Origin of the sequence: Xanthomonas vesicatoria ATCC 35937 (genome assembly GCF_001908725.1) — a bacterium.
Taxonomy (GTDB): domain Bacteria; phylum Pseudomonadota; class Gammaproteobacteria; order Xanthomonadales; family Xanthomonadaceae; genus Xanthomonas; species Xanthomonas vesicatoria.
The window spans coordinates 3,263,258-3,285,911 of record NZ_CP018725.1 but is presented as its reverse complement, the minus strand read 5'-3'; the positions used below and the strand labels follow the sequence as shown (position 1 = coordinate 3,285,911).

The window sequence follows — 22,654 nt, the reverse complement described above, 5'->3', positions numbered from 1 at the left end:
GCAGTGCGCCTCTGCACGCGGGCTGCTCTTTTTTTGCTAGCCGCTTTTGAACCGCGTTCCGTGCCCGATGCCCGTGGCAGGCGCAGCGCAGCAAGGCAAGATGGGCGACCCGCGTGAGTGCGCCGCCACCACGTGCCGTCCCGTCACGATGAGATGCCTGCCGATGTTCGTTTGTCTTGTCGCCACCCGGCTCCCCACCCAGAGCGCACGCTGATGCGCTGGCCGGGTTTTGCGCTGTCCGCCAATGGCAGCAGTGTGCGCACGGAGGTCCTGGCCGGCGCCACCACCTTCCTGACGATGGCCTATATCGTCTTCGTCAATCCCGACATCCTGGCCACTACCGGCATGGACCACGGCGCGGTGTTCGTGGCGACCTGTCTGGCTGCGGCGCTTGGCTCGCTGCTGATGGGCGTGCTGGCCAACTACCCCATCGGCATGGCGCCGGGCATGGGCTTGAACGCGTTTTTCGCTTTCTCGGTGGTGGGCACGCTGGGTTACAGCTGGCAGCAGACGTTGGGGCTGGTGTTCGTGTCCGGCTGCGTGTTCCTGCTGCTCAGCGTCACCGGCGCGCGGCGCTGGCTGGTGGATGGCATCCCGCCCCCCTTGCGCAGTGCGATTGCGGCGGGCATCGGCCTGTTCCTGGCGTTGATCGGCTTGCAAAAAGCCGGGCTGGTGGTGGCGCATCCGCAGACGCTGGTGACACTGGGCGACCTGCATCGACCCGAGCCATTGCTTGCATTGGCGGGGCTGCTGCTGATCGGCATGCTGGAAGTGCGCCGCGTGCGTGGGGCGATGTTGCTCGGCATCCTGGCGGTCACCGTCGCGGCACTGGCGCTGGGCCTGGTGCACTACCAGGGCGTGCTGTCGCTGCCGCCGAGCCTGGCGCCTACGCTGCTGCAGCTGGACATTGCCGGCGCCTTGCAAGGCCATGGCAGCAGCGGCGCATTGACCGCCGTGCTGCACGTGGTGCTAGTGTTCGTGCTGGTGGAGATGTTCGATGCCACCGGCACCTTGATGGGCGTGGCCCAGCGCGCCGGCCTGTTGCACACGCAGGCGCACCGCCGCCAGTTCGACCGCGCCCTGCTGGCCGACAGCACCGCCATCCTGGCCGGCTCGCTGCTCGGCACCTCCAGCACCACCGCTTACGTGGAAAGCGCGGCAGGCGTGCAGGTGGGTGGGCGTACCGGCCTTACCGCGCTGGTGGTGGCAGCGCTGTTTCTGCTGGCGCTGCTGTTCTCGCCATTGGCGGCGATGGTACCGGCGTATGCCACCGCACCCGCGCTGATCTACCTGGCCTCGGTGATGCTGCGCGAGTGCACGCAGATCCCGTGGGACGATGTCGGCGACGCGTTACCGGCCGCGATCTGCATGCTCACGATGCCGCTGACCTACTCCATCGCCACCGGCCTGGCTTTCGGCTTCATCACCTATGCGGCACTCAAGCTGGGCAGCGGCCGCTGGCGCGCCGTGCATCCGGCCACCTGGGCGATTGCTGGCCTGTTCGTATTGCGCTATGCATTGGAGTGAGCGGATCGCCACAGCTATTTCATCGCACGCCTCACTGGTCACCCGCCGCGTCGCCCGGCAAGCTGCACCGCAACCGGCAGCCATGGCGCCGCTACCTCTTCCTCAGAGTTCACCGCATGCCACATCGCTACCGCTGTCTGATCCTCGCCTTGTGCACCTTGTTACCGGGCATGGTGCTCGCGCGCCCGGCGCAAGTGCCCGCGCAACAGCGCGAGCAGCAGGTGGCGCAGCTATTCCATGATGCGGCAGCGCAACCTGCGCAACTGCGCGCCTGGCTGCAGGCCATGCCCAAGGGCGGCGACCTGCACAACCATCTCTCCGGTTCGGTGTACGCCGAGGACTATCTGCAATGGGCCAGCGAAGACGGCGCCTGCGTGCAACTGGACGACCTGAGCCTGCGCGCTGCGCCGTGCGGCAAGGGCCAGGAGCCCGCGCGAGGCTTGGCTGCGCGTAATGCGGCGTTGTACGGGCGGGTGGTCGATACGTTGTCGATGCGCAAGTTCTTGCCCAGTGTGACCCAGCCCACTGGGCATGACCAGTTCTTCAGTACGTTCGGCAAGTTCGATGCGGTGGTGCAGGCGCGGGTGGCAGACACCGTGGCCGCAGTGCTCGACCAGGCCGCACGCGACCGCGTGCCGTATGTGGAGATCATCGCCAACCCACCGCAGATGGAGCAGGCCGCCCAGCGCATGCAGTCGCTGCCGTGGAATGGCAATGACGATGACGCCAACCTGCGCGCCCTGCAGGGCGACTTGCCGCCGCTGGTGCAGGCCGCGCAACGCGAGCTGGCGGCCACCGACGCGCAGGTGCGCCGCGTCCTGCGTTGCGACCAGGCCGATGCACGCCCCGGCTGCCGGGTGAGCTACCGCTACGTGCCCTATGTGCTGCGCCTGTTGCCGCAACCGATGGTGTTCGGGCAGATGGCGCTGGCGCATGCGTTGATCGCCGCCGGCGGCAGTCGCGCAGTGGCATTGAACATCGTCGCGCCCGAGGACAACCCGGTGGCGTTGGCCGACTACACCCGGCATATGGCGATGTTCCGCTTCTTCGCCAAGCGCTATCCGGGGGTGCCGCTGTCCTTGCATGCCGGCGAGCTGTCGCTGGGGCTGGTGCCGCCCGTGCAGCTGCGCTCGCATATCCGCCAGGCCGTTGACGTCGGTGCGCGACGCATCGGCCATGGGGTGGACCTGCCCTACGAAGACGATGCCAATGGGCTGCTACAACGGATGCGCAGCAAACAGGTTGCTGTGGAGATCAACCTCACCAGTAACGATGTGATCCTGGGCGTCAAGGGCGCCGCGCACCCGCTGGCGATGTATCTGCGTGCCGGCGTGCCCGTGGTGTTGTCCACCGACGATGCCGGCGTTTCGCGCGCGGACATGACCCACGAATATCAGCGTGCCATGCAGGAACAAGGGATCGATTACCCCGCCCTCAAGCAGCTGGCACGCAACGGCCTGACGTACAGCTTCCTGCCGGGCGACAGCCTGTGGAACGCCAACGGCGCAGCCGCGCACGCGTGTGCCACTGCACTGCAGCGCGAAACCGATGATGCCGCGTGTCGAGCCTTTCGCCAAGGCAGCGAGAAGGCACGGCTGCAATGGCAGCTGGAAGCCGATCTGGTGCAGTACGAGCGTACGCTGCTGCAGCAACGCAGCGCGCAAACAGCACCAGCTGACGCATGACACGTAGGAGCGTGCCTGAGCGCGATAGAGGCACTACCCGGAACGCCTCGTCGCGCGCAGGCACGCTCCTACAAACGCACCTCCATTTCATGCTCGCTGCAATGCACTCCACCCCATGACCAAAGCGCAATGACACAATCGCACTCCGCCCTGCCCAAACGCCGCGTCATTCTCGAAGATGACATCGATGGCTTCACCCCTGCGCAGTTGTTGCTGCTGCAATCGCCCGAGGTAGAGGTGCTGGGCATCAGTGCGGTCAGCGGAAATATCTGGCGCGACGAAGTGCTGGCGCATAGTTGCCGCTTGCTGGAACTGGCCGGTCATCCACAGATTCCGGTGCTGCCCGGCCCGGTGCATCCTTTGCTCAACAGCGAGTCTGCCACCGAGCGGTGGGAGGCGCTGTACGGCAAGCTGGTCTGGAAGGGCGCCTGGACCAAACACTGGGTGGACGGCGATACGGTGCAGAGCGCACCGCGGTATCACGCGCACGATGTGGTACCCGATCTGCCGCTGGGAAATCCCAGCGTCGTGCGTGCCAGCTGCGAGCCGGCTGCGTTGTTCATGCTGCGCATGGTGCGGCAGTACCCGGGGGAGGTCAGCATTATTGCGACAGGCCCGCTGACCAATCTGGCGCTCGCGCAATCGTTGGACCCGACCTTCGCCACGTTGGCGCGCGAGCTGGTCTATATGGGCGGCAGCCTCAATCCACGGCAGCAGCGCAACAGCGTGAGTGCGCAGCAATTCGCGCGCGAGTTCGTCAATTCGCCGCGCCGCGAATTCAATATCCGCTGGGATCCGGAAGCGGCCAGCATCGTCATGCGCGCACCGTGGCGCCGGATCACCATGGTGCCGGTGGACCCATCCACTGCGACCGAGCTGACGCCGGACCTGTTGACGCGCATGAGCGCGGCCGACACCACCATTGGCCACGCATTGCGGCGACGCGAGCCGGGCTTTCCGATGTGGGACGAACTGGCCACCGCGGTATGGCTGTGCCCTGCGCTGGCGACCCGCACCGAAACGCTCTACGTGGATACCAATACGGCCTTCGATGCCGGTTACGGCGACATCCTGTCGTGGGCGCCTGGCTACCAACCCGGCCTGGGCGAGCAGGCACAGACAGTGGTGCATGCGGTGGATGTGGCGGCGTTTGAGCAGCTATTGGTCGATCGCCTCACCGCGCCGCAACCGCCAGCAGTGGGATTGCCACTGCCCTTTCGGCCTGCGGAACAAACTCCCCAGGTGACGGATGAGGATGCAGCACTGCAACACATACTGCGTCGATCGAGTGACCAGCAAACGAGGTAGACGACCGTCCAGTACGAACCCGACTATCGGCCGTCCCATTCCACTTGTTCCCACAGGAGGGCGGCCAGCGCCACAGTCCACCGCGCTGAGACAAACCGGCCGCAGGTTCGTGTACATCGCAGGTTGATCGAGTGTCTGCACCGTCGCCTGGCCTCGCAGTCGCACCGCGCTACCTTCTAGCAAGCGCCACGCCCCGTACTCACAGCAATTCAAGGTGGACCCATGCAACTCCCAGCGCAGTGGCAGGCCGGCATCGATCGCAATAGCGAGGTCCTACGCGGCCACGCACAACTCCTCGCCAACTTCGTCGCGCCGCGTCCCGCATCGCCGGAGGCAGCCACTCCACGCGGCCAGATCGCCACGATCGTCGGCGCGACCCGCGGCCAGCCCGCGCTGGCCGCACGCCATGCCACCCAGACGCTGACGCGCATCAACCAGGCCAACGACCGCCTGTGCGCAATCACCCGCCTGCTGCCCGCACGCTCGGCCGCCGATGCTGCGCGCGTGCAGGCCGCGCTGGCCGGTGGCAGCGATGGCGGTGTGTTGGCCGGGGTGCCGTTCGTGGTCAAGGACCTGTTTGACGTCGCCGGCCAGGTCACCACCGCCGGCGCCGCGATCCGCGCGCAGTGCGCCCCCGCCACCCGCGATGCGGCGGTGGTGCAGCGCCTGTGCGATGCAGGAGCGGTGCTGGTCGGCACTGCCAACATGGACGAATTCGCCTACGGCTTTGCCACCGTCAACGCGCACTACGGCACCACCGCCAACCCGCACGACCACCGGCATCTGGCCGGCGGCTCGTCGGGCGGCTCGGCGGCTGCGGTGGCGGCCGGGCTGGTGCCGTTCGCACTCGGCTCGGACACCAACGGCTCCATCCGGGTGCCGGCCGCGTTGTGTGGCGTGTACGGCCTGCGCCCGACGCATGGCGCGTTGCCGCTGGAGGGCGTGTTTCCGTTCGTCGATGCGCTGGATGTGGTTGGCCCGTTCGCCACCTCCGTCGCGGATGTGCGCCGCGTGTACGAGGTCATGCACGGCCATGCGCTGCATAGCTGCAACGTCGCCAACCTGCGTATCGCCCGGCTCGGCGGCTGGTTTCAACGCAATCTCGATCCCGAGCTGGATGCCGGCATCGGCGCATTGCTGGCCGCCTGCCACAGCACCACGCTGATCGAACTGCCGCAAGCAGAACGCGCCCGCGCTGCGGCTTTCGTGCTCACCGCGGCCGAAGGCGGCCATCGCCATCGCGCAGCGCTGGGCACGCACGGCGATCAATTCGACCCAGCCACGCGCGACCGCCTGTTGGCCGGTCTGCAGCTGCCCGCCAGCGCGGTAGCCGATGCGCGCCGCTTTGCGCAGTGGTTTCGCGCAGCCATGCAACAGCTGTGGGACGACGTGGACGTGCTGATCGCCCCCGCCACGCCCTGCGTTGCGCCGCGCATCGATCAAGACACCATCGTGATCGACGGCCTGCCCGTGTCTGCGCGCGCCAACCTCGGCATCTTCACCCAACCGCTCGGACTGGCCGGCTGCCCCGTGCTGGCCGCACCGTTGCCACGTCCGGGGCGGCTGCCGCTGGGGGTGCAGTTGATTGCAGCGCCCGGCCGCGAAGACCGCCTGTTCGCGCTCGCCGCGCACCTCGAGCGCGACGGCCTGCTCGCCTTCAGCGCGCCGTCGGAGACACCCTGATGTTGCATACCCTGCGTGCACGTCGCGGCATGGTCGTCGCCCCGCACCATCTGGCCGCGCAAGCCGGGCGCGACATCCTGCGCGCCGGCGGCAACGCCATCGAAGCGGCCGTCGCCACCGCTGCCTGCCTGGCGGTGGTGTATCCGCACATGACCGGGATTGGCGGCGATGGCTTCTGGTTGATCCATGAGCCCGATGGCCGCGTGCATGCCATCGATGCCTGCGGCCGCGCCGCGCAGGCGGCCACGCTGGACTTCTATCGTGGTCACACCCAGGTCCCCTGGCGCGGCCCCGGCGCCGCCAACACCGTGGCCGGCACCGTTTCGGGCTGGGCGCTGGCACTGCAACAGGCCCGGGGCACATTGCCCTTGCCCCAGCTGCTGCAAGAGGCCATCCATCACGCCGAGGCGGGCGTCCCCGTCACCCTCGGCGGCGCACAGGTAGCCGCCAGCAAGGGCGATGCACTGCGCTGCCTGCCCGGCGCGTATGCGCGCATCTTCGAACCACGTGGCGCGCCCCTGCACGAAGGCGCCGCGCTACAGCAGCCGCACCTCGCTCGCACCCTGCAGCGGCTGGCAAGCGACGGGCTGGACAGCTTCTATCGCGGCGCCCTGGCCGACGACATCGCCGCCGATCTGCACGCGCTCGGCAGCCCACTGCATGCCGACGACCTGGCCGCACACACCGCCGAGGCCAGCATGCCGCTGTCGGTGTCCATTGCCGGTGCGCGGTTGTACAACCATGCACCGCCAACGCAAGGGGTGGCCTCGCTGCTGATCCTGGCCTTGTTCGATCGCCTGCAGGCCGAGCAGCCCGACAGCTACGCGCATCTGCACGGCCTGATCGAAGCCACCAAACAGGCCTTTCTGATCCGCGATGCGCACGTCGGCGACCCCGCCTGGATGTCGCTCGATGCGCAGGCATTGCTGGACGATGGCGTCGCGCTCGATGCACTGGCCGCACGCATCGACATGACCACCGCCTTGCCCTGGCCGCAACCCTCGCAGGCCGGCGATACCGTGTGGTTCGGCGCCATCGACGCGCAGGGCCGCGCGGTCAGCTGCATCCAGTCCACTTACTTCGAATTCGGCTCCGGCCTGGTGTTGCCGCGCACCGGCATCACCTGGCAAAACCGTGGCTGCAGCTTTCGTCTTGCATCTGAGGGATGGAACGCCCTCGCCCCGGGGCGCAAACCCTTCCACACGCTCAACCCCGCGCTGGCCACCTTCGACGATGGACGCGTCATGGCCTACGGCACCATGGGCGGCGAAGGCCAACCGCAAACCCAGGCAGCGCTGTTCTCACGCTACGCCCGCTATGGCATGCCGCTGCAGCAGGCGATCACCGCACCGCGCTGGCTGCTCGGCCGCACCTGGGGCGAAGACAGCACGACGTTGAAGCTGGAAGACCGCTTCGATCCAGCCGTGGTGCAGGCACTACGCGCCGCCGGGCATGCAGTGGAACTGCTGCCCACCTATACCGCGGTGATGGGACATGCGGGTGCATTGGTGCGCGAGGTCGATGGCGTGATCAGCGGAGCAAGTGACCCGCGCTCGGATGGGGCGGTGGCTGGGTGGTGAGGGTTGGGACGTGGATCCATCCAGGTGGGCAGCCCAGACGTGCGTACCAAGACCCAGCTCTCCTTTCACACGGGTCTGCATGTGCGCATCCGCAATCATGACTTCTCACACCTGCTGTGAGCACGGCTGATGAATTCAAAATAAAACAGGTGGAATTTATTTCGAGGCCGTCCGGCACTGTCTCAACTGCACATCACCCTATCGCTCTTCAATGCGCCTGAGGATCGAAGTAAGCCTGCCAGGACAGAGGCGACGCCTGAAACGATCTTGCCTTGTCGAAGAACTTCATGGCTTCCTTCCTGTCTTTGGAGTTGAGCAGTGCAACCCCGAGATTGAAGAAGGCATTTCCGTCTTGTGATGCGTGCGCTATGGCCTGTCGCAATTGCATGGCAGCAGTTTCGTGTCGACCTTGATCGCAAAGAACTGCGCCAAGACAGGTGAGCAAGAGCGGGTTGTTTGGATCGTCCACCAGCGCCTCCGAAAGCAGATGCTCGGCATGCGCAAGATTCGCCTCCCACTTCTCGGGTAATGCGTATCCCTCCTGGACCAACGCTTTGCAGTTTTCTACGATCTTCATCGGTGGTGCGTGTGTCTTTACATGGCAGGACATCTTGATCGACGAGGACCAAACCATTGCAAGAATAAGCCTTTCTTCGCCTGGCAATATCTTCGCAAGTGGCAAGACGTCTCCAGGTGCCCCCTGTACAACGCGCAAGCAATGACGTTGGTGGGGCCACCGCACCCTATCAGCAGGGCCACTCGCCTTTTCTTTCGCCATGGAGGGGTCCTGTCTCTACGTCACATCGAAACACGTGCATAAGGGATCAGCGAACGAAGCTAACGAGCTCAGAAGAGCCACAGCCAGTCGGCGCCTCATCAAGTCGCCCAATCCTCAAGACACGTGCCAAGCCGCTATTCAAGCCACTGCAAGCCGCCATAGACATCGCCACACTGCGCCGCGACGTCCCGATGGCCCAGAACGAACATTGACTGACAGCCTCTTGGAAAGGGCGGGATCACCGAACTTCTGTCCGCAGCCTGGGCTGGCACTGACAAGCGATAGCCGCAGCCACGACAAGCCGACGGGCTGAACATGTCATAGACTCTGGCCATGCTCTCCAAGGCGACGATAGCGGACCCAACCGTGCCAATCACCAGGCACGATGCACTTGCTTTCTTGGGCATGCGAGGCGATGGGTAGATACCTCGCCACGTTTATTTGAACAAACGCATCAAACCTTCCACCAAGGAGAGCCACATGACAGATCAAGAAGACAATCAGCCAAGCCTGGAAGACGTCAAGCTGGCGTTCGACGGCCAGAGCCTGGATTGGTATCTGCAGAAGCTGGTCGCGACCGTCAACACGTCAAACGTACAGTTCGGCATCACGCTGTTTGTCGAAGGCATCATCATTTCCGGCCAGCTTGTCAGCGGCAAGCAATACTTCGAAGCATTTGCGCAGGAATTTTCTGCCGCCTATCCCGGCGATGCCGAGGAAAAAGAGGATATCCGTCGCGCGTTTGCCAGCCATGCCAGCATCTACGACACCGAGGACGATACGCAGCAAAGCAGCAGGCCGCCGCAGTTCATTCACCTGATCGACTCGCGTTGCTTCTCCCCTGGTGGGCAGCCGCTGCCCAGCAACCGTGGTGTGCTCTGGCGCGGCAAGGTGAATGCCGTGTCCGGCTTCACGCTGGGATCGCTTTCGTCAGATTAAACCCGGCACGCTCCGCGTTGGTGTGAGGTGCTCGCCACTTCACACCAATGCGTCATGCAGAACGCCAAGCATGCTCCAGCGCTGCGTAGCACTGAAAGTTGCTCGCATTACGGTCAATCCAGCCGGCGGTCGCAGCATGGCAGCGGCGTCATTGTCTGCCGACAGACCGATAGTCTCCAGGCGTGGCATCCGTGTGCAGCAAGCAATCGGTGCATACCAAGCATCGCATCATGATCGAGGCCCGAGGTCTTACGCCTTTTTTGTGTTCGGGTGCGTGCGATCAAGGCAATGAATAACTGCCGCAGCCTGCTAGAGCAATCGGGTTCAGCACACGCACCCGATTAATCACCTTCGCTGGCTTCGGCTGATTATTTCTGATTACGCGATACCTGCACCGAGGCAATCCAGGTGTAGAGGCGAGGTAAATTGTCTCTGCCGCTGTAATCGCTTGATCGACAGTTTCAGGTCGCTAAGCGGCCGCCACCCTACTCCTATGGCTGAAGTTCGTTCCCCCTGCCGACTACCAGCGACGAGGCCAGCAGGAGCACGCCTGCACCGATGAACGTGGCGCTGATCGACAGGTGATCCAGCAGCACTCCACCCAGCGCGCCACCGAGCATGATGGACAGCTGGATCGCAGCCACCATCAGGCCGCCGCCGCTTTCGGGCGCATCCTTGATGCAGCGGCTGAGCCAGGTGGACCACGCCACCGGGATCGCTGCGTTGAGGGTGCCCCAGGCGATCATTGCCACCGCCACCGCCCACAGCACGTGGCCGCCCAGCAACATGCCGAGCGTGACGACGCCCAACGCGGCCGGCAACACGGTGAGCAGCGTGAACAGCCGCTTGGCGACCAGTGCGGTGGCCGCGTAGGTGCCAACGAAACCGGCAAGGCCCAGGCCAAGCAGCAGTAGCGACAGCTGCGACACATCGACCTGCGCAACAGTCTCCAGGAACGGGCGGAAGTAGGTGAACGCGGAAAATGCGCCGGCAAAGCCGAGCATCACTGCGAGCATTGCGCGCGCGACGTAGCGGCGTTTCAACAAGCGGGCGATGTCGCCCAACGAACTGGCACCCTGCGCCGGCATCGATGGCAGGCTGCGCCATTGCCAGGCGATCGCCAGCGCCACCAGCGGCACCATTCCCCAGAACACACCACGCCACCCGATGACGGCGCCGAGATAACTGCCCAGCGGTGCAGCGAAAGCGGTTGCCACGGCATTGCCGATATACACGATGCCCAATGCCTTGGGCACGGCATGCTCGGGCATGATGCGCATCACCGTAGCGGTGGACAGCGCCCAGAAGCCGCCGATGGTGATGCCGAGCAAGGCGCGCGCGGCCATCAGCATGCCAAAGGTGTGGGCGCTGGCAATCAACAGCAACGACAGCAGCATCACGACGCTCAGACTCAGCAATACGTGGCGCCGGTTCAAGCGCGACGACAGTGGGGCGATCAACAGGCTCGCAATCACCGCAAACAGCCCGGAGATGGAGATCGCCTGCCCGGCCATGCCGGCACTTGCCTTCAGGTCTGCAGCGATCGGCGTGAGCAGGCTCACCGGCATGAATTCCGATGCGATAAGCAACGCAACGCAGAGCGACATCGAACCGACTGCACTCCAGGTCTGGCGGGTCGCAACGACGGTATCGGGCTGGGCTGCGTCGGTGGTCAATGTGCTGGCTGGCATGGCTGAAGCCTTACGTAGGGGACAGGACGCACAGCGCGTCGTAAGGACACGCAAACGCGTGTGCTGGTCGGGATGGGGGCGCTACGGGCGGCGATGGACAGCACTGGCCCGTGCTTGCTTCGGCCGCACGGGGAACGTGGCGCACTGCGTGAGCACGGCACGGGCGTGCGCGTCTGTGCAGGTGACGCAGGTTACGTGGCCTACGCGGTGGGAGTAAGACGCTTACGCTGCACGGGCTTATGAAGCGCACTCATGAGCGTGGCCGGAGGCTGATCATGGCGAGGTAACGGCCGCGCATGTTCAACCATCACGCATGCGCATCAGGCTTTGTAGCGCAATGCGTCGAGCACCAGATTGAACGCGGGCGAAGAATGGCGGCGGCTGGGATAGAACGCATGCAGGCCCGGCCAGGTGGGCGACCAATCCTTCATGATCCAGCGCAGACGCCCGGCCTTGAGATGCGGGCGCACCAGATCCTCCTGCACGAAAGCGATGCCGAAACCATCGACAGCCGCATCCATCGCTTCGTAGGCACCGTTGAAGGTCAGCTGGCCCTGCACGCGCACGATGACTTCGCGGCCGTCCTTCTCCAGCTCCCAGGCATAGATGCCACCGGCGGTTTTCATGCGTAGATTGATGCAGCGATGCGCGGTGAGATCCTGCGGCGTTTTCGGCAAGGGCCGGCGTGCCAGATACGACGGCGCGGCGACGATGGCCATGCGCATGTCCGGCGCGATGCGCGCGGCAATCATGTCCTTTTCGACCTGGTCGCCCAGGCGCACGCCCAGGTCGTAGCGGTCGGCAACGATGTCGGTCAGCCCGTTGTCGACGACCATTTCGACATGGATGTCGGGATATTGCTGCAATAGTTTGGACAGCTTGGGCCACAGGATCTCGCGCGCGGCGTAATCGGTGGCGGTGATGCGCACCGTACCTGCAGGGGTGTCGCGCATTTCGCTTAGCGCCGACAGCGCTTCTTCGATCTCGGCAAAGCGCGGCGCCACGGTCTGGATCAGACGTTCGCCGGCCTCGGTCGGTGCCACGCTACGGGTGGTGCGCGTCAGCAGGCGTAAGCCGAGGCTGGCTTCCAGACCGCGGATGGTATGGCTCAGCGCCGATTGCGAGACACCCAGCTTGGCCGCCGCCCGGGTGAAGCTGCCTTCGCGAACGATGGCGATCAGCGCCAGCAGGTCCTTGAAATTGTCGCGGGCCATTGGTGAATCTCTTTCATGGAATACGGTCAACTGTAGCAGCCGTTCGCACGCGAGGCGGCGCGGTTTTTTGCCCCCTTCCTGCGGAACTTCAGAGCACGGCTGGCGCGCCCTTGGCACCGGCATTGGTGCACACGCGCCACAAACGGGCCAGGGCGCGGAGCGCGGTCAGGCAAGGGACTTGGCGAAGCAGGCGTTATGTCACTTCTGAAGACTCAGGCGAAGCATTTGTCATGGCAGGAACCGACAGCGCTCTGCGGCGCCCCTCATCCGCCCCTTCTGGGCATCTTCCCGACGGGAGAGGGAGATAAGTCACTTTCCTGCGGGGCCGAGGCGCGGCTTACGGGCCACAAGCGCTTGCATGGTGCGCCCTCGCGGCAAGCGCTGGCCTGGGCGCGAAGCGAAGCGGTCGGCGATTCACCTCAGTAGGCGCGTGACGACGCATTAGTAATGCAAGCAATTGGCCGATCGCCGCGCCGCGCCTTCACCCGCCCTGTGGGTCCCCTTCTCCCGGCAGGAGAAGGGGCGGCGAGCCACCGTCGCCTGTCGCATTTTTTGCAACGCGTGACCCTAAAAAAACCGCTTCGGGGTGACGGGGGTGGTTCGTATAGTCGATTTCAGAGGCGCCGCCTGCTCGGCACGCGCCTTACCCACACCGTCGTTCGGTCCTTCCATCGCCCGGCGATGCCTCGCCTTTCCAACGCCTACGGAGACCTTATGCATCAGTCGCTATCGCATTGCGGTCTGCACAGCGGCGGTGAAACAGCGCGCCCGCACGGCGCCCTATGCTGAGCGCGCAGCGCAGCGCACCGGCCAGCTGCTCCGGCGCACGTGCGGTGGCGCGTTGCGATGCACTGGGCGTGGCGCCTTACAGCGACACTCCCAACGGATTGTTCCGCGCCTGGCTCAGCCCGGCGCACCGCGCTGCCATCGCGCAGGTCAGCGAATGGATGCGTCAGGCCGGCATGCGGGTGCGCCTGGACGCGGCGGCAAACCTGATCGGCCGCTACGACGGCACCCGCGCCGACGCACCGGCATTGCTGATCGGCAGCCACCTGGACAGCGTGCGCGATGCAGGCCGTTACGACGGCCCGCTCGGCATCCTGCTCGGTATCGAATGCGTGGCCGCACTGCAGGCGCAAGCGCGGCGCTTGCCATTCGCCATCGAAGTAATCGCATTCGGCGACGAAGAGGGCTCGCGCTTTCCCGCCTCCATGTTCTGCAGCCGCGCGGTGGCCGGCACGCTCGACCCGACCACGTTGGCGGTGAGCGATGCCGCCGGCATCGATGTCGCCGGCGCGTTGGCACACTGGAATCTGGACATCGCGCAGATCCACCACGCCGCACACGCGCCGGGTAGCGTGCTGGCGTATCTGGAGACGCATATCGAACAAGGCCCGGTGCTCGAAGCCGACGGCCTGCCGGTGGGCATCGTCACCGCGATCGCCGCACAACGGCGTTTTGCGCTGCGCTTCGACGGCCGCGCCGGGCATGCCGGCACCACCACGATGGCGCTGCGTCGCGATGCCTTGAGCGCCGCGGCCGAGGCGCTGCTGGCGATCGAACATATCGCGCGCGATGGCAGCAACGGTCTGGTCGCCACCGTCGGCAAGCTGCAGCTCGCCCCCGGCGCGGTCAACGTGGTGCCCGGCCGCGTGGACTGCACGCTGGACGTGCGCGCCGGCGATGACGCCACCCGCGATGCGGCTGTGCTGGAGATCGAACGCACACTGGCCGAGATCGGCAAGACCCGCGGCATCGCGATTGCCATCGAACCGCTGCAAACCCTGGCCGCCAGCCCATGCGCACCAGCGCTGATGACCCGGCTCGAACACGCCGTCGCCGCGCAGGGCATCGCCCCACGGCGACTGGTCTCCGGCGCCGGCCACGATGCGATGACGATGGCTGCGCTGTGCCCAACCGCGATGCTGTTCGTGCGCTGCGCCGGCGGCATCAGCCATCATCCGGACGAACACGTCGACCCGGCCGATGCCGAGGTCGCCCTGGCGGTCATGCGCCACTTCATCGAACACCTGGGAGACCCCCTTGTCACCTGATCTGCGTCACCTGCACACCTTCGGCGAACTCGATCCCCCGCAGCGCCTGTTGATGGGTCCGGGCCCGGTCAATGCGCACCCGCGCGTGCTGCGCGCAATGGCGGCCGATCTGCTGGGCCAGTTCGACCCGGAAATGACCAGCTACATGAATGAGGTGATGGCGCTGTACCGGCCGTTGTTCGGCACCGACAACCGCTGGACGTTCCTGGTCGACGGCACCGCGCGTGCCGGTATCGAAGCGGCGCTGGTGTCGCTGGTGCAGCCTGGGGACCGCGTGCTGGTGATCAATTTCGGCCGCTTCGGCCTGTTGCTGACCGAAATCCTGCAGCGCCTGGGCGCCGACGTGCACAGCGTGGAGGCGCCCTGGGGCGAGGTGGTGCCGCTGAGCGCGATTGCCGAAGCCATCGAGCGGGTGGCGCCCAAACTGGTGGCTACCGTGCACGGCGACACCTCCACCACCATGGCGCAGCCGCTCGATGGCCTGGGTGCGCTGTGCCGTGCGGCCGGCGCGCTGAGTTACGTGGATGCCACCGCCACCATCGGCGGCATGGAGATCGCCAGCGACCGCTGGGACGTGGATGTCGTCACCGCCGGCCTGCAGAAATGCCTGGGCGGTCCCTCCGGCTCGGCACCGATCACCGTGTCCGAACGCGCGGCCGAGACGATCTTCACACGCCGCCATGTCGAACGCGGCATCGTGCGCAACGACATCGCCAACGGCAGCGGGCCACGCATCGCCTCCAATTATTTCGACCTGGCGATGATCATGGATTACTGGTCGGACAAGCGTCTCAACCACCATACCGAAGCCACCACCATGTTGTACGGCGCACGCGAATGCGCACGCGTCGCACTACAGGAAGGCCTGCCCGCACGGTTCGCACGCCACACCGCGGCCGGCCGTGCGGTGAGCGCAGGGGTGCGCGCGATGGGCCTGGAGGTCTTCGGCAGCGATGCGCATCGCATGACCAACGTCACCGGCGTGGTGATCCCCGCAGGCATCGACAACGACGCGGTGCGTCGGCGCATGCGCGAGGATTTCGAGATCGAGATCGGCACCGCCTTCGGCCCGCTGCAAGGCAAGATCTGGCGCATCGGCGCGATGGGCTACAACGCGATGAAGCACAAGGTGCTCATCACCCTGGCCGCGCTGGAAGCAGTGCTGCATGCCGAAGGCTACGCCTGCACGCCTGGCCTGGCAGTGGAAGCCGCCTTGGCAGCCTGGCATGCGGAGCCGGCTGCATGAGCGCGGCGCGCGAGCTGGTCGGCTACGGCGCCACGCCGCCGGCTGCGCAATGGCCCGGTGGCGCGCGCATCGCGGTGCAGTTCGTCATCAATTACGAAGAAGGCGCAGAAAACTGCGTGCTCAATGGCGATGCCGGCTCCGAGGCGTTTCTGTCGGAAATGGTCGGCGCGCAAGCGCAGCCCGGTGCACGCGCCATGGCCATGGAAAGCCTGTACGAATACGGCAGCCGCGCCGGGTTCTGGCGCCTGCATCGGCTGTTCACCGCACGCGCGGTGCCAGTGACCGTGTTCGGCGTTGCGAACGCGCTGGCTGCCAATCCCGACGCCGTCGCCGCGATGCAGGCCGCCGACTGGGAAATCGCCAGCCACGGCCTGCGCTGGATCGACTACCAGCACATCGACGAGGCCACCGAGCGCGCGCATATTGCGCAGGCCATCGCGGTGCACACCCGCGTCACCGGCAGCAGCCCGCTTGGCTGGTACCAGGGCCGCACCAGCCCCAACACCGCACGCCTGGTCGCCGAAGAAGGCGGCTTTGTCTACGACGCCGACAGCTACGCCGACGATGTGCCGTATTACGACACCCGCCACGGACGTGCGCAGTTGATCGTGCCGTACACGCTGGATGCCAACGACATGAAATTCGTCGCATACAACGGGTTTGCCGATGGCGAACCGTTCTTTCGCTATCTGCGCGACAGCTTCGAGCAGCTGCGCAGCGAAGGCGGGCGCATGCTCTCGATCGGCCTGCACGGGCGCATCGTGGGCAAGCCCGCACGCGCGGCGGCACTGGCGCGCTTTGTCGATCACGTGCTGGCCAGCGGCGACGCATGGGTGGCGCGGCGCATCGATATCGCGCGCCATTGGCTGCAGGTAAACCCCGCATGAGCATCCACGCCTCCGACATCGATCTGCCCGAGGTGATCGCGCAAGTGACGGCCGCCTTCCACGCGTATGAGAGTGCATTGATGCGGGATGACATCGCCGCGATGGATGCGCTGTTTCACGCAGCGCCCAGCACCGTGCGGTATGGCGTGGGAGAGGTGCTGTACGGCATCGATGCCATCCGCGCGTTTCGCATCGGCCGCGGCGGCTCGCCGCAACGTCAGCTCATGCACGTGGAAGTGCACAGCTACGGCCATGTCTACGCGACCACACATGCCGAATTCGTACGCGAAGGCAGCAGCGCGCGCGGCCGCCAGAGCCAGAGCTGGGTACGCTTTACCGATGGCTGGAAGGTGGTGGCCGCGCATGTCTCGCTGCAGGGGACGCATGCATGAGCGCGATCGACGACAACATGCTGGACGATGCCGCCTTCGTGGCACGCTACCGCGAGGTGTTCGAGCATTCGCCGTGGGTGGTGGAGCGCGCCGCGCGGCGTCGCCCGTTCGACGATGTGCATCGCGGCTTGATGCAGGTGGTGCATGACGCATCGCCGGACGATCAGGTCGCGCTGATTCGCGCACACCCCGAGCTGGCCGGCAAGGCGGCGATCGATCGCACGCTCACTGCCGCCTCGGCCACCGAGCAGGCCTCGGCCGGGTTGGACCGGCTCAGCGAACCCGAATTCAAGCGCTTCCACGCGCTCAACCGGGCCTATCGCCACCGGTTCGGATTTCCGTTCGTGATCTGCGTGCGGCTGCATGACAAGGCCGGCATCCTTGCCGAGCTGGAACGCCGCCTGGAGGCGGCGCGCCGCGACGAGATCGCCACCGCCATCGCCGAGATCGGCAAGATCGTCCACTTGCGCCTGGAGGCACTGCCATGAGCCTGGCCCACCTCGAACGCGAGCTCGCCCGCGACCTGCAACGTCTGGCCCATGGCGGCGATGCCTGGGTGCAACCGCGCGTGCATCCGGCCGGGCACGTGTATGACGTGATCATCGTCGGCGCCGGCCAGAGCGGCCTGGGCGCGGCCTTCGCGCTGCAGCGCGAGCGCGTGCACAACGTGCTGCTCATCGACGAAAACCCCGCCGGCCAGGAAGGCCCCTGGGTGACCTACGCGCGCATGCAGACGCTGCGCACGCCCAAGCAGATCACCTCGATCGACCTGGGCGTGCCATCGCTGACCTTCCGCGCCTGGTGGGAAGCGCAACACGGCAGCGCCGCCTGGGACACGCTGGACAAGATTCCGCGCGGCAGCTGGATGGATTATCTGCGCTGGTACCGCGCGGCGCTGCGGCTGCCGGTGCGCAACGCCACGCAACTGGCGCGCGTCGAACCGGACGTCGCGCCCGGCATCCATCGTCTGCATCTGACGATGGGCGCGCCACTGCTGACGCGCAAGCTGGTCCTGGCTACCGGCATCCAGGGCGGCGGGCAGTGGGTGGTGCCGGACTGGATCGGCCGCGCCCTGCCCACCTACCGCTACGCCCACACCTCCAGCCACATCGACTTCGCCGCATTGGCCGGCAAGCGCGTGGGCATTCTCGGCGGCGGTGCCTCCGCATTCGACAACGCCTGTTTCGCGCTGGACCAAGGCGTCACCAGTGCCGAGGTGTTCGTGCGTCGCACTGAGCTGCCGCGCATCAACCCGTTCCGCCACATGGAACAGGCCGGCATCATTCCGCGGTTTCTGGCGCTGCCCGATGCGGACAAGTACCGCATGATGGCCAGCTTCTTCGCACACAACCAACCGCCCACCAACGACACCTTCCAGCGCGCCTGCGCGCACACGGGCTTTGCGCTGCATCTGGGCGCGCCGTGGCTGGACGTGGCCGAGCGCGATGGCGCCGTGGTGGTGCGCACTCCGCACGGCGAACACCGTTTCGATTTCCTGGCCGTGGCCACCGGCCTGGTCACCGACCCACGGCTGCGCCCGGAGCTGGCCGCGCTGTCCGGGCGCATCGCCTGCTGGGCGGACCGCTACCAGCCACCGCCGGGCCAGGCCAACCCGGTGCTGGATGCACACCCGTACCTGGGGCCGGGCTTCGAGCTGCTGCCGCGTACGCCGGACGATGCCGCGCTGCTGCACGGGCTGTTCGCCTTCAACTATTCGGCGCTGATCAACCACGGCCCGTCGGCGGCAGCGCTGTCCGGGCTCAAGGTCGCATTGCCACGGCTGGCGCGCGCGGTGGCCGACCAGCTGTTCCTGGACGACCGCCAGGCCATCGTCGACAGCTATCTGGCCTACGACCAACCCGAATTCGTCGGCCAGTGGCCGCAACCGACCCAGGCGGTGGCATGAGCACCCTGTCCACGCATGTGCTGGATACCGCAAGCGGCCGCCCGGCCGCGGGCGTGACGCTGCGCCTGTTCGCCGGCGACACGCTGCGCTTCGCTGGCCTCACCAATCCGGACGGCCGCTGCCCGGAACTGACCGCGCTCACCCTGCCGGCGGGCCGCTATCGGCTGGAATTCGAGGTGGCCGACTACTGGCATGCGGCTGGCGTCGCCCTGACCGACCCGCCGTTTCTGGAGCAGGTTCCCATCGCCTTCGGCATCGCCAACAACGCTCATTACCACGTGCCGCTGCTGCTTTCGCCGTACGGATATTCCACGTATCGCGGCAGCTGAAACCGCCCCGCGGAGGCTGGGGCGACACCTAGACACGGCCCACGCTCCACCCGGTCTCGGGCAGAAGCCTCATGCCGGCGACGAACGACAGGGCGCGGTGCACTGCAGCCTGTTTGGCACGAGTACACGCGCAAAGCGAGGCGGATCACTGTGATGGCTGGAACTGCGCCACTGCGCGATCTCCGCATCCATCGGACGGCTGCCTGTGCCATCGCGGCATCCGCTGAGCGGCGTCAGCGTTGCGACCGTTCGGCGCGAAACACGCCGCGTTCCGCCGCCGCCCCGTAGAATGACGCCTTTCCGGCCACAGGCCGGGGCTCCGGAATTGTCATGATCCACAACGATGTACTGCGCAGCATCCGCTACATGCTCGACCTCAGCGACGACAAGGTGGTAGAGATCACCCACCTGGCCGACCCCGAGTTCGCGCTCGACAAGCCGCAGGTACAGGCCTGGCTGAAGAAGGAAGACGAGCCCGGTTTCGAGCCCTGCACCGATGCGATGCTGGCGCGTTTTCTCGATGGCCTGGTGCTGCGCTTCCGCGGCCGCGACGACAGCCAGCCGGCCCGCCCGCTGGAAACCCGGGTCGGCAACAACCTGGTGCTGAAGAAACTGCGCGTGGCCTTCGAACTGAAGGACGTGGACATGCACGCCATCTTCGCCGGCGCCGGCTTCCCGCTGTCCAAACCGGAACTATCGGCCCTATTCCGCCAGCCCGGCCACAAGAATTTCCGCCCCTGCGGCGACCAACTGCTGCGCGCCTTCCTCAAGGGCCTGACCGCACGGGTACGCGAAGCCGGTTGAAACCACCCACGCTGCACCGGCAGCGCATCGCGCACCAGCGGCGCTTCTTGTAAGAGCGCACTTGAACGCGATGGACGTTGCCGGGAACGGCGTATCGCATGCGAGCACGCTCCAAGGTCGGTGATCTAGCGGCTTCCTTTCGGCGTGGCCGGCTGCGCAATCCCCGGTGGCAGGCAAGGCACACGCTTCAAGCAACGCCTGTGCCGGGCCCTGCAAGGCAATCAGCCACTCATGCGACCGCCGCCAGGCGCGGTTTGCGTGCATCCAGACGGAACACCGATACCGCTTCGCTCAGCTCCACGGCCTGCTCTTCCATCGCGCGTGCCGCGGCAGAGGCCTCCTCCACCAATGCGGCATTGCGCTGGGTGGTTTCGTCCATGTCGTTGACCGTGCGCGCCACCTGCTCGATGCCGGACAATTGCTCGCGCGAGGCGGCAGAGATTTCGGCGATCAGCGTGGTGACCTGCTGCACCGATTGCACGATGTCCTGCATCGTTTGCCCGGCCTGATCCACGCGCGCGCTACCGCGCTCGACGCTCTGCACCGACGCATCGATCAACTGCTTGACCTCCTTGGCGGCACCAGCCGAGCGCTGCGCCAGCGCGCGCACCTCCGAGGCCACCACTGCAAAGCCGCGGCCCTGTTCTCCCGCGCGTGCGGCTTCCACCGCCGCATTCAACGCCAGGATATTGGTCTGGAATGCGATGCCGTCGATAACGCTGATGATCTCGGCGATTTTCTTCGACGACACTTCGATCTCGCCCATGGTGTCGACTACGCTGGCGACCATCTGGCCACCACGTCCGGCGATCTCGGCGGCAGCCTGCGCACCTCGGCTGGCCTGCTGCGCTGTCTCGGAGTTCTGCCGCACGGTGGAGGTGAGTTCTTCCATCGAGGCGGCGGTTTCTTCCAGGTTCGCTGCTTGCTGCTCGGTGCGTTGCGCCAGATCGCTGTTGCCGGCGGCGATTTCTGCCGAGGCGGTGCGAATGGTCTGCGCGGCCAGGGTGATATCGCCGACGATATCGGTCAGACGCTGCACGGTCGCGTTGGCATCGTCACGCATGCGCGCGAACACGCCCTGCTGGTTGCCTTGCATGCGCGCGGTCAGATCGCCATCGGCAATCGCCTTGAGCAACTGCGACAGCTCGGCCAAATTCTGGTCCACGTTCTGCATCAGACCATTGAGCCCGCTGACCATGCCGCGGAATTCGAACTGGTAGGCATCGGCGTTGCCGCGCATGGCGAAATCGCCGGCCGCCGCCGCTTCCACCAGACCACGGATTTCGCCATTGATGGCGGCCAGATTACGCTTGGTGGTGTCCATCGCATCGGTGATCTGCGCCTTCTCGCCCGGCAGGCGCGGCATGTCCACCGACATGTCGCCCACCGCGTAATGCTGCATCACCTGCAGCATGGTGCCGACCAGGTCCACCTGCGCGCCGATCAACCCATTGGTGTCATCGACCATGCGGCCGTATGCGCCAGGAAACGCCTGCGCATCCATGCGGTAACTCATGTGCCCAGCTTCATGGCGCCGCGCCATCTCCGCCTGTGCGGTGGAGACATCGGTGAGCGTGTTGACCACCTGCCCCATCGCCTGGCCGAGCAGGCCGATCTCATCGCGATTGCTGACCACAGCGCGCGCCGACAGATCGCCGGCCGCCACCAGGCGTGCCGCAAGCGCGACGTTTTCGATGGGCCGCACGATCGAGCGCCGGATCCACCACCCCAGCACCACCACCAGACACAACGCGGCGGCGATAGTGGCCAGGGCCGAATACACCAGCTCGCGCTGCGCCGATTGCGAACTTGCCAATACGGCCGCATCGGCCAGCGCCTTGCTGCGCGTGACCAGCGCCTCCAAGGTCTGGCTGGGTGCGCGGTCCTTGCCCTTGACCAGCTGATCGCCCACCTGGGTGTCGTAACCGGCATCGGCGAACTTGCCCAACGCCGCTTCGTAGCCGTTCTGCAGCTCCAGGTGCGCCTTGGCGAAGTCCTGCGCCAGCGTGCGCGCCTGTGGGTCGGCCAGCGCACCTGCCAGCGCAGTGACGGTGGCCTGCACGCTCTTGCCCTCGTCGCGGAAGCCGGCCAAATGCTTTTCCAGCTGTGCCGGGTCGCGGCCACGGATCAGCACGTTCTTCCACTCCTGCACCTGCAGGCGAAAATCGCGGGTGAGTTCTTCAGTTGCCGTCGCCTGCGCCACTTCTACCGGCACCTTGCCTGACAGACTCAACCAGGCTGATCCCAGACCGCCGAGGGCGCACAACAGGATGATCGACAGGCCAAGTGCAAGTGCGCCTAGCAGTTTGCTTTGCAGGCTGACAAAACGCAGGGACGGGGTGGACATGGTCGATCCAGTGGCGGGTTCAATCGGGTTATCGACACCAGCCATGCAATCTGAAGCATGCCAAGCCTCATCCAAATGGGACTAGCGTGGCCATCCGCACGGCGTTCGGCCGGCGCTGGCGGGCCGCCTCGCGCGGTCAGGCTCCAAGCCCGCAGCACGCCCGGGGCGGCGACCGGCTTTTGCAAGTGCTCCCGAAGCGTGGGCGAGCACGAGACGGCCGGCGCGATTCCCCGACAGCCTTCACCTACCTCCCCGACCGTCGCCCTGGCGCAAGCAGGCCCGTA

At 66.1% G+C, this 22,654-nt stretch carries 18 protein-coding genes; 14 read left to right on the top strand and 4 right to left on the bottom strand.

Annotated features, from left to right (window positions below; translation table 11 throughout):
* Positions 1-213: 213 nt before the first annotated feature.
* From BJD12_RS14170 to BJD12_RS14150, 5 genes are all read left to right on the top strand, one after another.
* Complete coding sequence (locus BJD12_RS14170; RefSeq protein WP_005989118.1) at positions 214-1,527, top strand: NCS2 family permease; 1,314 nt, start codon at positions 214-216, stop codon at positions 1,525-1,527.
* 116 nt (positions 1,528-1,643) lie between these two features.
* On the top strand, positions 1,644-3,212 hold the full coding sequence (locus tag BJD12_RS14165; protein ID WP_005989116.1) for an adenosine deaminase family protein: 1,569 nt from the start codon (positions 1,644-1,646) through the stop codon (positions 3,210-3,212).
* A 129-nt stretch (positions 3,213-3,341) separates the two neighbouring features.
* Positions 3,342-4,520 carry a nucleoside hydrolase gene (locus BJD12_RS14160; RefSeq protein WP_005989115.1) on the top strand — a complete coding sequence of 393 codons (1,179 nt, stop codon included), beginning with the start codon at positions 3,342-3,344 and terminating at the stop codon, positions 4,518-4,520.
* Positions 4,521-4,742: 222 nt separating this feature from the next.
* The gene (locus BJD12_RS14155) at positions 4,743-6,203 is read left to right on the top strand and encodes an AtzE family amidohydrolase (protein ID WP_005989113.1); all 1,461 of its coding nucleotides are present in this window, start codon (positions 4,743-4,745) and stop codon (positions 6,201-6,203) included.
* Positions 6,203-7,783 (top strand): gamma-glutamyltransferase family protein, encoded by a 1,581-nt coding sequence (locus BJD12_RS14150; RefSeq protein ID WP_005989111.1) that lies wholly within the window; start codon positions 6,203-6,205, stop codon positions 7,781-7,783. Before BJD12_RS14155 ends, BJD12_RS14150 begins: the two co-directional genes overlap by 1 nt.
* 208 nt (positions 7,784-7,991) lie before the next feature.
* Here BJD12_RS14150 and BJD12_RS14145 read toward each other — a convergent pair whose 3' ends face one another.
* Entirely contained in the window at positions 7,992-8,360 is a 369-nt protein-coding gene (locus BJD12_RS14145; RefSeq protein ID WP_005989109.1) for a tetratricopeptide repeat protein, read from the bottom strand.
* A 681-nt stretch (positions 8,361-9,041) separates the two neighbouring features.
* Here BJD12_RS14145 and gvpU point away from each other — a divergent pair.
* Complete coding sequence (gene gvpU, locus BJD12_RS14140; RefSeq protein ID WP_039425248.1) at positions 9,042-9,500, top strand: gas vesicle accessory protein GvpU; 459 nt, start codon at positions 9,042-9,044, stop codon at positions 9,498-9,500.
* A 491-nt stretch (positions 9,501-9,991) separates the two neighbouring features.
* On the opposite strand, the gene BJD12_RS14135 is transcribed toward gvpU, so the two are convergent.
* Both BJD12_RS14135 and BJD12_RS14130 read right to left on the bottom strand, forming a co-directional pair.
* Complete coding sequence (locus BJD12_RS14135; RefSeq protein ID WP_005989103.1) at positions 9,992-11,191, bottom strand: MFS transporter; 1,200 nt, start codon at positions 11,189-11,191, stop codon at positions 9,992-9,994.
* Positions 11,192-11,511: 320 nt separating this feature from the next.
* Positions 11,512-12,405, bottom strand: a complete 894-nt coding sequence (locus BJD12_RS14130; RefSeq protein ID WP_005989101.1) for a LysR family transcriptional regulator — start codon at positions 12,403-12,405, stop codon at positions 11,512-11,514.
* 833 nt (positions 12,406-13,238) lie between these two features.
* Between BJD12_RS14130 and BJD12_RS14125 the strand changes: the two genes are divergently transcribed.
* The 8 genes from BJD12_RS14125 (at position 13,239) to BJD12_RS14090 (ending at position 20,023) form a co-directional block, all read left to right on the top strand.
* Positions 13,239-14,459, top strand: coding sequence for an allantoate amidohydrolase (locus tag BJD12_RS14125; protein ID WP_229003535.1), 1,221 nt, complete (start codon positions 13,239-13,241; stop codon positions 14,457-14,459).
* On the top strand, positions 14,449-15,705 hold the full coding sequence (locus BJD12_RS14120; RefSeq protein ID WP_005989097.1) for a pyridoxal-phosphate-dependent aminotransferase family protein: 1,257 nt from the start codon (positions 14,449-14,451) through the stop codon (positions 15,703-15,705). Before BJD12_RS14125 ends, BJD12_RS14120 begins: the two co-directional genes overlap by 11 nt.
* Positions 15,702-16,592, top strand: coding sequence for an allantoinase PuuE (gene puuE / locus BJD12_RS14115; RefSeq protein WP_005989095.1), 891 nt, complete (start codon positions 15,702-15,704; stop codon positions 16,590-16,592). The genes BJD12_RS14120 and puuE overlap by 4 nt, the downstream gene beginning before the upstream one ends.
* Positions 16,589-16,984 (top strand): oxalurate catabolism protein HpxZ, encoded by a 396-nt coding sequence (gene hpxZ, locus BJD12_RS14110; protein ID WP_005989093.1) that lies wholly within the window; start codon positions 16,589-16,591, stop codon positions 16,982-16,984. Before puuE ends, hpxZ begins: the two co-directional genes overlap by 4 nt.
* Positions 16,981-17,472 carry a 2-oxo-4-hydroxy-4-carboxy-5-ureidoimidazoline decarboxylase gene (uraD, locus tag BJD12_RS14105; RefSeq protein WP_005989092.1) on the top strand — a complete coding sequence of 164 codons (492 nt, stop codon included), beginning with the start codon at positions 16,981-16,983 and terminating at the stop codon, positions 17,470-17,472. The genes hpxZ and uraD overlap by 4 nt, the downstream gene beginning before the upstream one ends.
* Positions 17,469-18,890, top strand: a complete 1,422-nt coding sequence (gene hpyO / locus BJD12_RS14100) for an FAD-dependent urate hydroxylase HpyO (protein WP_005989091.1) — start codon at positions 17,469-17,471, stop codon at positions 18,888-18,890. Before uraD ends, hpyO begins: the two co-directional genes overlap by 4 nt.
* Positions 18,887-19,219, top strand: a complete 333-nt coding sequence (uraH, locus tag BJD12_RS14095) for a hydroxyisourate hydrolase (protein ID WP_005989090.1) — start codon at positions 18,887-18,889, stop codon at positions 19,217-19,219. Before hpyO ends, uraH begins: the two co-directional genes overlap by 4 nt.
* 330 nt (positions 19,220-19,549) lie before the next feature.
* Positions 19,550-20,023: a YehS family protein gene (locus BJD12_RS14090; protein ID WP_005989089.1), complete on the top strand. Its 474-nt coding sequence runs from the start codon at positions 19,550-19,552 to the stop codon at positions 20,021-20,023.
* 229 nt (positions 20,024-20,252) lie between these two features.
* Here BJD12_RS14090 and BJD12_RS14085 read toward each other — a convergent pair whose 3' ends face one another.
* Complete coding sequence (locus tag BJD12_RS14085) at positions 20,253-22,370, bottom strand: methyl-accepting chemotaxis protein (RefSeq protein ID WP_005989088.1); 2,118 nt, start codon at positions 22,368-22,370, stop codon at positions 20,253-20,255.
* Between the last annotated feature and the right edge of the window lie 284 nt (positions 22,371-22,654).